The 11,513-nt window shown below is 63.2% G+C and carries 10 protein-coding genes; 9 read left to right on the forward strand and 1 reads right to left on the reverse strand.

The window, feature by feature from the left end; genetic code table 11:
• Window positions 1–287: 287 nt before the first annotated feature.
• The 9 genes from FOY53_RS15645 (at window position 288) to FOY53_RS15685 (ending at window position 9,972) form a co-directional block, all read left to right on the forward strand.
• Window positions 288–1,685 carry a hypothetical protein gene (locus FOY53_RS15645; protein ID WP_146590540.1) on the forward strand — a complete coding sequence of 466 codons (1,398 nt, stop codon included), beginning with the start codon at window positions 288–290 and terminating at the stop codon, window positions 1,683–1,685.
• Window positions 1,669–2,334 (forward strand): HAD family hydrolase, encoded by a 666-nt coding sequence (locus FOY53_RS15650; RefSeq protein WP_146590542.1) that lies wholly within the window; start codon window positions 1,669–1,671, stop codon window positions 2,332–2,334. The genes FOY53_RS15645 and FOY53_RS15650 overlap by 17 nt, the downstream gene beginning before the upstream one ends.
• Window positions 2,335–2,349: 15 nt before the next feature.
• Window positions 2,350–3,306, forward strand: coding sequence for a sugar-binding transcriptional regulator (locus FOY53_RS15655; protein ID WP_246107432.1), 957 nt, complete (start codon window positions 2,350–2,352; stop codon window positions 3,304–3,306).
• A gap of 157 nt (window positions 3,307–3,463) precedes the next feature.
• Complete coding sequence (locus tag FOY53_RS15660; protein ID WP_372836332.1) at window positions 3,464–4,768, forward strand: ABC transporter substrate-binding protein; 1,305 nt, start codon at window positions 3,464–3,466, stop codon at window positions 4,766–4,768.
• 132 nt (window positions 4,769–4,900) lie between these two features.
• Window positions 4,901–5,773, forward strand: a complete 873-nt coding sequence (locus FOY53_RS15665) for a carbohydrate ABC transporter permease (RefSeq protein ID WP_146590546.1) — start codon at window positions 4,901–4,903, stop codon at window positions 5,771–5,773.
• A gap of 106 nt (window positions 5,774–5,879) precedes the next feature.
• The gene (locus tag FOY53_RS15670) at window positions 5,880–6,710 is read left to right on the forward strand and encodes a carbohydrate ABC transporter permease (RefSeq protein ID WP_146590549.1); all 831 of its coding nucleotides are present in this window, start codon (window positions 5,880–5,882) and stop codon (window positions 6,708–6,710) included.
• Between the two features lie 12 nt (window positions 6,711–6,722).
• Window positions 6,723–7,727, forward strand: coding sequence for an ABC transporter ATP-binding protein (locus tag FOY53_RS15675; protein ID WP_146590551.1), 1,005 nt, complete (start codon window positions 6,723–6,725; stop codon window positions 7,725–7,727).
• Window positions 7,724–8,497: an L-iditol 2-dehydrogenase gene (locus FOY53_RS15680; RefSeq protein ID WP_146590553.1), complete on the forward strand. Its 774-nt coding sequence runs from the start codon at window positions 7,724–7,726 to the stop codon at window positions 8,495–8,497. Before FOY53_RS15675 ends, FOY53_RS15680 begins: the two co-directional genes overlap by 4 nt.
• Window positions 8,497–9,972: a mannitol dehydrogenase family protein gene (locus FOY53_RS15685; RefSeq protein ID WP_146590555.1), complete on the forward strand. Its 1,476-nt coding sequence runs from the start codon at window positions 8,497–8,499 to the stop codon at window positions 9,970–9,972. The genes FOY53_RS15680 and FOY53_RS15685 overlap by 1 nt, the downstream gene beginning before the upstream one ends.
• 39 nt (window positions 9,973–10,011) lie before the next feature.
• On the opposite strand, the gene xylB is transcribed toward FOY53_RS15685, so the two are convergent.
• Complete coding sequence (xylB, locus tag FOY53_RS15690) at window positions 10,012–11,469, reverse strand: xylulokinase (protein WP_146590557.1); 1,458 nt, start codon at window positions 11,467–11,469, stop codon at window positions 10,012–10,014.
• Window positions 11,470–11,513 lie beyond the last annotated feature (44 nt).

Here is an 11,513-nt window from a genome sequence, read left to right on the forward strand (position 1 = left end):
AAACGGTTTCAGGCGCTCGATTTGCGCCTCGGTCAGCCAGTAAGGATTGCTCATGGATCAAGTCTCCTTGCGGAGCCAGAATCACGACATCAGACTGAAATCAATGGGTCTGGAGCCTAACAGGTTCGCTGCTCATAAGCCGTCCAACAGAGGATGCTCATTCACGATGCAACCTGTCGTTAGGTGAATCCTGCCAAGCCGCAGAAATCCATAGGCCCTGATCCTAAGCCCTTGCATGTCTCGGGGCGGGCTTGCAGACATGGGCGACACTTCTGGGAAGACGGTTGATGCTCAAAGGACAATTGGCTGATCGCATTGTCGGGCTATTGCTCGTGGTGATCACGATCCTCGTTGTATGTCGTGAGTGGGGAATTGCGAGCTGGCCCGGGGCGCTCAAACCCTATCTCGTCCTTTTGGTGATCGGCTATTTCACGGTTCAGGTGCGCCCGTCACGCCAGGCCTTTGTCGCGGTGGCTGCGGCCCTGACGTTCGCATTGGCGGCGACGCAGGACAGCTGGCAGGCGACAACGTTGAAGGCGCTGGAATCCGCAGGCTTCATCGCAGCTTTCTTTGCGGCCCTGTCGACCCTGCGGAACGTGGCGCAGACCTCTTGGGGCATCCAGAAGGCGGGGCGATTTCTGTCAGAGCAACCGCCGGGTCGGCGCTATGCGGCGCTGACACTGGGCGGGCAGGGGTTTGCGCTCTTGCTGAATTACGGGGCGATCCAGCTGTTGGGGGCGCTGGCCATGGCCAATGCGAACGCCGAGCCAAACGCTGAAATCCGCGGCCATCGGGTGCGCCGGATGCTTCTGGCGATCCAGCGCGGGTTCGTCTCGACATTGCCCTGGTCGCCGTTGTCCTTTGCCGTCGCCATTTCCACCACGGTGGTGCCCGGCACGTCCTGGGCGCAGGCGGTGGTTCCCGGACTGATGACCTCGGTGCTGGTGGCCGGAATCGGCTGGGGGCTGGACAGCCTGTTCAAGCCCAGGCTGTCCGGACCACGTCCGCAGCGGGTGCAACCGACCGGCAGTTGGGCGTCGATGACGCCGCTGCTGGTTCTGCTCGCTTTGCTGGTGAGCAGCGTGACCACGCTGTATCTTTTGACAAATGTGCGGGTGATCGGGCTGGTCGCGGTGATCGTTCCGGTGATCGCTCTGGGGTGGCTGGTCATCCAGAATCGCGGCTCCGGCGGGGTCGGGGCGGTTGCGGCTCGGGTGCGAGGCTATGTCTTCACGGAACTGCCGGGTTACCGGTCGGAACTGACCCTGCTGATGATGGCCGGATACATCGGCACAGTCGGTTCGGCGCTTCTCGTGCCGCTGGTCGCGCGGGCGGGGCTGGATGTGGCGGTGCTGCCGACCTGGCTGATCCTGGTGTCGTTCGTCTGGATCATTCCCCTGGCAGGACAGTTCGGCATGAACCCCATTCTGGCCGTCACGCTGCTGGCGCCGCTGATACCCGAGGCGGCGACGCTGGGGGTCGAGCCGGTGGCGCTGGTGGTGGCCATCACTGCGGGGTGGGCGCTGAGCGGGGCCAGTTCGCCCTATACCGCGACGACGCTGCTGATCGGTTCGTTTGCCGGCATCAGCGCGCTGCGCGTCGGGCTGGTCTGGAACGGCGCTTACACGCTGATTTGCGCCACGGCGCTTTCCCTCTGGGTGGTGGTTTATGCTTATTTCTTCTGACATCGACCTGGTGATCTTTGACTGCGACGGGGTCCTGGTCGACAGCGAACTGCTCAGTGCCGAGGTGCTGATTGCGGAACTGGCACCGCTCGGAATCCACCTGGATCGCGCCTACATCCGCAAACATTTTCTCGGCCGCAGCTTTCCCACGGTTGCCCGCGCGCTGAGTGCGGAATACCACACCGAGTTGCCCGCAGGGTTCGAGGCGGGATACCGGGCGGCGCTTCTGGAACGGTTCGAAACCGAGCTGCATCCGACGCCGGGGGTGGAGTCCGTGCTGTCCCGTCTGCGGTGTCTTGCCTGCGTCGCGACAAGCTCGAGTCCGCCCAGAGCGCAGCGTTCACTGCAGGTCACCAACCTGGACAGACACTTTGGCGCGAATGTGTTCACCGCTTCGCAGGTCGCCAACGGAAAACCGGCCCCCGATCTTTTTCTCTTTGCGGCCAACAGGATGCAGGTATCGCCAGAGCGGGTTCTGGTGATCGAAGACAGCCGCCCGGGCATGGCCGCCGGGCTCGCGGCGGGGATGCAGGTGCTGCGCTACACCGGGGGTGCGCACCTTGCCGGACATGTCGCCGACCCACGCGAAACCGTCTCTTGTTTTGACAGTTGGACGAAATTCCCGCAAAACCTCCTTTCACCTGACTAGGAAGGAGAGGTCGAAGTGACCCTGGGACGCATCACGCCGGAAACCACTCGTCTGGACGAAGCGGCGCGGGCAGGGTGGCTCTACTACGTTGCGGGCAACACCCAGGACGAGATCGCGCGCAAGCTGGGCGTGTCGCGCCAGTCGGCGCAGCGACTTGTGTCCCTGGCGATGTCGGAACGGCTGGTCAAGGTGCGCATCGACCACCCGATCGCCGCCTGCATGGACCTGAGCCTGGCACTGACGGCACGCTACGGCCTGCGGTCCTGCGAGGTCGTGCCGTCGGACCCTGACGCGCCGGAACTGCTCACCGGGGTGGCGATTGCCGCCGCGACCGAAATCGAGCGGCGGCTCAAATTGCCGGATCCGCAGATCATCGCCCTGGGCACCGGGCGCGCGCTCAGAGCCTGCGTCGAGCAGATGCCGCGGATGTCCTGCCCGCAGCACCGGATCGTTTCGCTGCTGGGCAACATGATGGCCGACGGGTCGGCGACGCCCTACAATGCGACCATCGGGATGGCCGACCGGGTGGGCGCGCGGCATTACCCGTACCCTCTGCCGGTCCTGGCCCGCGACCCCGAAGAGTTGCGCCTGCTGCAGGGGCAAGAGGCGGTGCGGCACACACTCGAGCTGTGCAGCCGTGCGGACCTGACCCTTGTGGGCATCGGCAACATGGGACGTTCGGCGCCGCTTTATGTCGATGGGTTCATTTCAGAGACCGAGATGGAGATCCTGGAGGCGGCTGGCGCCACGGGCGAGATCACCAGCTGGATCTACGACGCCAACGGCGTGCCCATCGACACCGAGTTCAACAGCCGTGTCGCCAGCGCGCCGCTGCCCGAGGCCAGGGGCCGGGATGTCGTGGCAATCGCTGTGGGTCACGCCAAGGTGGCGGCGATCCGTGGGGCCATGGCCGGTGGCCTGATCAATGGTCTGATCACCAACGAGTCGACCGCCGCAGCCCTGCTGGACTGAAAATCCTAAAATTTAGTTTCGTTCTATCAGGCGTTTGCCTGAATCTTTCGCGTTGCGCGAACGTAACTCTTGACAGACTCACTCTGTTAAGCGAACATTTGCCCACGCGTTAAGCATTTGCCCAGAGGGGCAATAGGGAGGAAATATGACAATTCGAATGAGCACCCTTTTGGGTGCAACAGCTTTGTGCGCCGTTGCTGGTCTGGCCAGCGCCCAGGACACCACCATCACAATCGCCACCGTGAACAACGGCGACATGATCCGGATGCAGGGCCTGACGGATGATTTCAAATCCAAGAACCCCGGCATCGAGGTCGAGTGGGTGACGCTGGAAGAGAACGTGCTGCGCCAGCGTGTGACAACCGACGTTGCCACCAAGGGCGGTCAGTACGATGTCATGACCATCGGCACCTACGAAGTCCCGATCTGGGGCAAGCAGGGCTGGCTGGTGTCGCTCAACGATCTGCCTGCCGAGTGGGACGCCGACGACATCCTGCCCGCGATCCGTGGCGGTCTGACAGTTGACGACGAGCTTTATGCCGCGCCGTTCTACGGCGAATCCTCGATGGTGATGTATCGCACCGACCTGATGGAGAAGGCCGGTCTGGAAATGCCCGAGGCGCCCACCTGGGACTTCATCAAAGAAGCCGCGGCAGCAATGACCGACAAGGATGGCGAGATCTACGGCATCTGCCTGCGCGGCAAGGCCGGCTGGGGCGAGAACATGGCCTTCCTCACCGCGATGTCCAACTCTTACGGCGCCCGCTGGTTCGACGAAAACTGGCAGCCGCAGTTTGACAGCGACGCATGGAAGTCGACCCTGACCGACTATCTCGACCTGATGAACAACTACGGCCCTCCGGGCTCGTCCAGCAACGGTTTCAACGAAAACCTGTCGCTGTTCCAGACCGGCAAGTGCGGCATGTGGATCGACGCGACGGTTGCGGCCTCGTTTGTGACCAACCCGACGGATTCCTCCGTGGCGGACAAGGTCGGCTTTGCGCTGGCACCCGACAACGGACTGGGCAAGCGCGGCAACTGGCTCTGGGCATGGTCGCTGGGCATTCCGGCAGGCACCCAGAAAGAAGAGGCTGCCAAGAAGTTCGTCGCATGGGCAACTTCCAAGGACTATCTCGCTCTGGTCGCAGAGAACGAAGGCTGGGCCAACGTGCCTCCGGGCACCCGTACCTCGCTGTATGAGAACCCCGAGTATCAGAAGGTGCCCTTCGCGCAGATGACGCTCGAGTCGATCAATGCGGCCGATCCGACCAACCCGACCGTGGACCCCGTTCCCTATACCGGTGTCCAGTTCGTCGCGATCCCGGAATTCCAGGGGATTGCAACGGCCGTCGGTCAGCAGTTCTCGGCCGCTCTGGCCGGTCAGATGTCAGCCGAGGACGCGCTCGCTGCGGCCCAGACGCTGGCCACGCGTGAAATGTCCCGCGCCGGTTACATCAAATAAGAACCTCCCAGGGTGGGGCCGACTCCCTTCGGCCCTGCCCACTTTACGACCGCGTTTTGAGTCCCGATCGATCCTGCCGCAGCGGGAGCCGGTCTCCACTCCGCCCCCATTCCCCATTTCAGGAGCGCTCCGATGTCTACCCAGCATTCCCGATCCGCCGCGCGTATCATGATTTCGCCGTCGGTCCTTCTGCTTCTGGCGTGGATGATCATCCCGCTTTCCCTGACGCTGTATTTCTCGTTCCTGCGCTACAATCTGCTGATGCCAGGGGCCAACCCCTTTGTCGGCTTTGAGAACTACAGCTATTTCCTCACCGATCCGGCGTTCTTTTCCGCCCTGACCAACACTCTGCTGCTGGTCGGTGGCGTCCTGATCATCACCATCGTCGGCGGCGTGCTGCTGGCACTGTTGCTGGACCAGCCGATGTTCGGACAGGGCATCGTGCGCATTCTGGTGATCGCGCCGTTCTTTGTCATGCCCACGGTTTCGGCGCTGGTCTGGAAAAACATGTTCATGAACCCGGTCAACGGCCTGTTCGCCTTTGCCGCCAAGGCGGTGGGATTGCAGCCCTTTGACTTTCTCGCACATGCGCCGCTGGCCTCGATCATCCTGATCGTCAGCTGGCAGTGGTTGCCATTTGCGACGCTGATCCTGCTCACCGCGATGCAATCGCTGGACTCCGAACGGCTTGAGGCGGCGGAGATGGATGGCGCCGGACCCTTCGCACGGTTCTTTTACATGGTCGTGCCGCACCTTTCCCGCGCCATCACCGTGGTGATCCTGATCCAGACGATTTTCCTGCTGTCGGTCTTTGCCGAAATCCTCGTCACGACCAACGGCGGCCCGGGCACCTCGTCGACCAACCTCACCTACCTCGTCTATGCCCAGTCGCTGCTGAACTTTGATGTGGGTGGCGGGTCCGCCGGGGGTGTTGTCGCCATCATTCTCGCCAACATCGTTGCGATCTTCCTGATGCGGATGATCGGCAAGAACCTGGACGCGTGATCATGACCCTGACATTGGCCCTGATCCTGACCACGGCACTGAGTTTCGCCCTGGTCGGTACACGCCCCGCAATCTGCTCCGTTCGCTCCCATAAGGAGACTTTCTGATGGCCCGCGCAGTCACCACCAACCGCAAGATCACCATGACGGTGATCGCCTGGAGCATCGGCTTCCTGATCTTCTTCCCGATCCTCTGGACCATTCTCACCAGCTTCAAGACCGAGGCCGAGGCGATCGCATCGCCCCCCAGCTTCATGTTCTTCAACTGGACGACCGAGAACTACGGCGTCGTGATGGAGCGGTCGAACTACTTCCGCTTCTTCATGAACTCGGTGGTGATTTCGGTCGGCTCGACGGTGATTGGCCTGATCATCGCGGTCCCTGCCGCCTGGTCGATGGCCTTTGTGCCCGGCAAGCGCACCAAGGACGTGCTGATGTGGATGCTCTCCACCAAGATGCTGCCGCCCGTCGGCGTGCTGATCCCGATCTATCTGATCTTCAAGAATGTCGGACTGCTGGACACCCGCACCGGCCTCGTGATCGTGCTGACGCTGATCAACCTGCCGATCATCATCTGGATGCTGTACACCTACTTCAAGGAAATCCCGGTCGATATCCTTGAAGCGGCCCGGATGGACGGTGCTTCGCTGCGCAATGAAATCATCTATGTGCTGACCCCGATGGCGGTGCCGGGCATCGCGTCGACCATGCTTCTGAACATCATCCTCGCCTGGAACGAAGCGTTCTGGACGCTGAACCTCACAGCGGCAAACGCCGCGCCGCTCACCGCCTTCATCGCCAGCTATTCCAGCCCCGAAGGCCTGTTCTACGCCAAACTCAGCGCTGCCAGCACAATGGCCATCGCGCCGATCCTCATCATGGGCTGGTTCTCGCAGAAACAGCTTGTCCGTGGCCTCACCTTCGGCGCAGTCAAATAAGGAACCGATATTATGGGACGTATTACTCTCGAAAAGGTGGCCAAGCGCTTCGGCGAAGTTGAAGTCATCCCGCCGCTGGACCTGACCATCGAAGATGGCGAGTTCGTGGTCTTTGTCGGCCCCTCGGGCTGCGGAAAATCCACCCTGCTGCGCCTGATCGCCGGTCTGGAAGACGTGAGCGGTGGCCAGATCCGCATTGATGGGCAGGACGCAACCGCACTCAGCCCGGCCAAGCGCGGCCTCGCCATGGTGTTCCAGAGCTACGCACTGTATCCGCACATGTCGGTTCGCAAGAACATCGCCTTTCCGCTCAAGATGGCGGGAATGCCCGAGGACGAGCAGAAGCGGCGCATCGACAACGCCGCCAAGATCCTCAACCTCACCGACTACATCGACCGTCGCCCCGGGCAGCTCTCGGGTGGTCAGCGTCAGCGTGTCGCCATCGGCCGCGCCATTGTCCGTGAACCGGCGGCCTTCCTGTTTGACGAGCCGCTGTCCAACCTCGACGCGGCGCTGCGCGTCGGCATGCGGCTGGAAATCACCGAACTGCACTCGCGGCTCAAGACCACGATGATCTATGTCACGCACGACCAGGTCGAGGCGATGACCATGGCCGACAAGATCGTCGTGCTGCGCGCCGGTCACATCGAACAGGTCGGCAGCCCGCTCGAACTTTACCACAAGCCGCGCAACGCCTTTGTCGCCGGCTTTATCGGGTCGCCCAAAATGAACCTGATCTCGGGGGCCGAGGCATCCAAACATGGCTGCAAGACCATCGGTATCCGGCCCGAGCATATCGGTGTCTCCGCCACTGACGGTCTCTGGAAGGGCCGCGTCGGCGTCTCCGAGCATCTGGGATCGGACACCTTCTTTTATGTGCACGACACCGGTCTGGTCGACGACATCACCGTCCGCGTGTCGGGCGAAGTCGCCCTCAAGGCCGGCGATACGGTGTATCTCACTCCGGAAGCCGACAAGCTCCACCGTTTCGACGACGCCGGTCTGCGCCTCGCATGAAACGCCTTGCCGGAAAATCAGCCCTGATCACCGGTTCGGCCCGCGGCATCGGTCGCGGCTTTGCCGAAGCCTATATCCGCGAGGGCGCCACCGTCGCCATCGCGGATATCAACCTCGAGGCTGCCACAACCACCGCCGGGGAACTGGGTGATGCGGCCTATGCGGTGCAGCTGGATGTCAGCCGCCAGGACAGCATTGATGCCGCCATCAATACCGTGGTCGGTCAGGCGGGCAAGCTGGACATCCTGATCAACAATGCCGCGCTTTTCGATGCCTCCGAGACCGTGGACATCACCCGCGCCAGCTATGACAGGCTCTACGCGGTAAACGTCGCGGGCACGCTGTTCACCATGCAGGCCGCCGCGCGGCAGATGATCGCTCAGGGCCACGGCGGCAAGATCATCAACATGGCCTCGCAGGCCGGACGCCGCGGCGAAAGTCTGGTGCTGGTCTATTGCTCGACCAAGGCGGCGGTGATTTCGATGACACAATCCGCAGGGCTGAACCTGATCAAACATGGCATCAACGTCAATGCCATCGCGCCCGGCGTGGTCGACGGCGATCACTGGGTGCACGTGGATTCGCTGTTCGCGAAACTCGAAGGCAAGAAACCCGGCGAAAAACGCGCCGAAGTGGCGGCGGGTGTGCCCGCGGGCCGTTTTGCCACCCCGGATGACCTGACCGGCATGGCGGTTTTCCTCGCTTCAAAAGATTCCGATTACATCGTGTCGCAGACGTACAACGTCGACGGCGGACAATGGATGAGCTGATGGCCAAACACCTGAATTCCGCGCTTCTGAGCGCACTGCCAGAGGGCGTTGCCGCTCCGGCGTATGACCGTTCGGCACTGCGCCCCGGTATCCTGCACGTCGGGGTGGGAAACTTCCACCGCGCCCATATGGCGGTCTATCTCGACCGGCTGTTCGCCCTGGGGAAAAGCCATGACTGGGCGCTGGTCGGCGCCGGCGTGCGCCCGGGCGATGCGGCGATGCGCGACCGACTGGCGGCGCAGGACTGGCTGACGACCGTGATCGAACTGGACCCGAACGGACTTTCGGCTCAGGTCACCGGTGCCATGATCGACTTTGTCGAGGTCGACGCCGACAAGACCATCGCCCGCATGACCGATGAAGACATCCGCATCGTCTCGCTCACCATCACCGAGGGCGGGTATTACGTGAACGCCAGCACCGGCGGTTTTGACGCCGAGCACCCAGACATGGCGGCCGACGCCGCCAGCCCGGATGCGCCGAAAAGCGTGTTTGGCATGATCATCAAGGCACTGCGGCTGCGCCGCGATGCCGGGCGCGCACCGTTCACCGTGATGTCCTGCGACAACCTGCCGGAAAACGGCCATGTCGCCAAGCAGACCGTTACCGGCCTTGCCCGGCTGTCGGATCCGGCCCTTGCCGACTGGATCGCGTCCAGTGTCGCCTTTCCGAACTCGATGGTCGACTGCATCACGCCGGCCACGTCGGACCGCGAACGCGACATGGTCAGAGACACTTTCGGCATCATCGACACAGCCCCGGTGGTGTGCGAGCCGTTCCGGCAGTGGGTGCTGGAAGACACCTTTCCGCAGGGACGCCCGGAGCTGGAACAGGTCGGTGCCGAATTCGTGGCGAACGTCGCGCCTTACGAACTGATGAAACTGCGCATCCTCAACGGCGGCCATGCGGCCATCGCCTATCCCTCGGCACTGCTCGGACATCATTTCGTGCATGACGCCATGGCCGACCCCCGCATCCGGAACTGGCTCAGTGCCATCGAGACGCGGGAATTTGTCCCCTCGCTGGAACCGATCCCGGGGGTCAGCTTCAAGGCGTACTTCGACAAGATCCTCGAACGGTTCTCAAATCCCAGAATTGGCGATACGGTGCAGCGGCTGTGTTTTGACGGCACCAACCGCCAGCCAAAGTTTGTGCTGCCGATCCTGTCCGAAGCGCTGGAGCGCGACACCGCGTTTCAGGGCATTGCGCTCGAAGTGGCGCTCTGGTGCCGCTATTGCGCCGGGACCGACGACGCCGGGCAACCGATGCTGGTCAATGATGACAACGCAGAAACCCTGACGCGGTTGGCACTGGAGGCGAAAGAAACGCCGTCGGCCTTCCTCACCAACAAGGCGGTGTTCGGTGACCTGGCGGAGTCGGATGTGTTCCAGTCGGCGTTTGCCGCCTGGCTTGACCATCTGTGGACCGACGGCGTGGAAAGCACCCTGCAGGCCTATGTAAACCAGACGGGGTGAGAGCCCGGGCGCGGTGCTGCCCCGCCAGGGGCGCACTTCTCAGCGTGCCAGGTCGCGCATCGGTTGCAATGCGGTGTAAAGTGCACGGTAGGCCGTCAGGCGCGCGACATGTCTGCCGGCGTCCCGCGGTGCAAACTCTGCCGTGATCTCTGGTCGGCGGCCGATGTCGCTGACCCGCGCCGCCCCGGCCGCCACGGCGGCAAGCCGTGCTGCGCCCAGTGCCGGGCCGACGGCGGAATCCTCGCCCCGGTGCAGGGGGCGTTCGATCACATCCGCGATTGTCTGCAACAACAGGTCACTCTTGCTGCCGCCGCCAATGGCAAGAAGGGGCGCCGGAACCGTCGTAACCGCGGCAATGGCATCCCGGGCATCGGCAAAACTGTACGCGATGGCGTCGATGATCGCCCGCATCATGGCCCCGCGTCCGGTGTCGTTTTCCAGACCGTAAAACGCGCCGCGGATGCGGGAATCGCCGTGCGGCGTACGCTCGCCGGTCAGATAGGGCAGGAACAGCGGAATCCGGTCCGGATCGGCTTCCGCGGCCTCGGACAGCAGGCTGGCAACCGACAACCCGGTCATCTCGGAAAACCAGCCCATGGGCCGCGCCCCGTTCAGCATCGCAGCCATCTGGAACCATTGGCCCGGGATGCAATGGGCAAAGGAATGGATGCCCCTGTCGGGCGCTGCACGGTAGGTGCCGGTGGTGACAAACAGCTGCCCGGATGTGCCAAGCGAGACAAAACCGGCGCCGTCCGCCACCGCTCCGACGGCAATGGCACCGGCGGCGGCATCTCCGCCGCCCGCAGCGATGGGGATCCCCTCGGGCAGGCCCAGAAGCCGCGCCGCCTGACCGGTCAGATGGCCCGCGATCTCGGAGCCCTCGCAGACCCGTGGCAACCAGGCGGGGTCGGTGGCCGTTGCCGCGCAGAGTTCCGGTGACCAGCGGCGCGCGGCCTGATCAAACCACCAGGTGCCGGCCGCGTCGCAGGGATCGGTGACAAGGTCGCCATGCAGCTGCAGACCGATGTAATCCTTGGGCAGCAGGACGTGGCGGATTCGGGCGTAGGTCCCGGGTTCATTTGTCTTGAGCCACAGGATCTTGGGCGCGGTAAAGCCCACCATCGGGCGCACGCCGGCCCGCTCGGCAAGGCCGGTGGCGTCCTGCATCAGCGTGGCGCATTCGGCGTCGCTGCGTCCGTCGTTCCACAGGATCGCCGGGCGGATCACCTGACGGTCGGCGTCCAGCAGCACCGCCCCGTGCATTTGTCCCGACAGGCCAATACCCCGCAGCGCCCTGCGGGCGGCCGGGCGGATCTCGAGCACTTCCGCCACCGCCTGACGCACCGCAATCCACCAGTCTTCGGGGTTCTGTTCGCTGAACCCGGCACGCGGATGGGAGATCTCAAGCGGTGCCGAGGCCGAGGCCAGCGGCAGCAGGTCTTCATCCGTCAGGCTGACCTTGACGCCCGAGGTTCCGATATCAATGCCGATGAACATATGCTGCCCTCTTCTCGTTCGCGCCGCACTCTAGTCGCTGGCGG

Origin of the sequence: Puniceibacterium confluentis (genome assembly GCF_007923445.1) — a bacterium.
GTDB classification, from domain to species: domain Bacteria; phylum Pseudomonadota; class Alphaproteobacteria; order Rhodobacterales; family Rhodobacteraceae; genus Puniceibacterium; species Puniceibacterium confluentis.

What these genes read in the sequence shown, in the direction of transcription:
- FOY53_RS15680 (WP_146590553.1), top strand. Translation starts at nt 7,724, where the DNA reads ATGAAACGCCTTGCCGGAAAATCAGCCCTGATCACCGGTTCGGCCCGC.
- FOY53_RS15670 (WP_146590549.1), top strand. Translation starts at nt 5,880, where the DNA reads ATGGCCCGCGCAGTCACCACCAACCGCAAGATCACCATGACGGTGATC.
- FOY53_RS15660 (WP_372836332.1), top strand. Translation starts at nt 3,464, where the DNA reads ATGAGCACCCTTTTGGGTGCAACAGCTTTGTGCGCCGTTGCTGGTCTG.
- FOY53_RS15650 (WP_146590542.1), top strand. Translation starts at nt 1,669, where the DNA reads ATGCTTATTTCTTCTGACATCGACCTGGTGATCTTTGACTGCGACGGG.
- FOY53_RS15645 (WP_146590540.1), top strand. Translation starts at nt 288, where the DNA reads ATGCTCAAAGGACAATTGGCTGATCGCATTGTCGGGCTATTGCTCGTG.
- FOY53_RS15685 (WP_146590555.1), top strand. Translation starts at nt 8,497, where the DNA reads ATGGCCAAACACCTGAATTCCGCGCTTCTGAGCGCACTGCCAGAGGGC.
- FOY53_RS15675 (WP_146590551.1), top strand. Translation starts at nt 6,723, where the DNA reads ATGGGACGTATTACTCTCGAAAAGGTGGCCAAGCGCTTCGGCGAAGTT.
- xylB (WP_146590557.1), bottom strand. Translation starts at nt 11,469, where the DNA reads ATGTTCATCGGCATTGATATCGGAACCTCGGGCGTCAAGGTCAGCCTG.
- FOY53_RS15665 (WP_146590546.1), top strand. Translation starts at nt 4,901, where the DNA reads ATGTCTACCCAGCATTCCCGATCCGCCGCGCGTATCATGATTTCGCCG.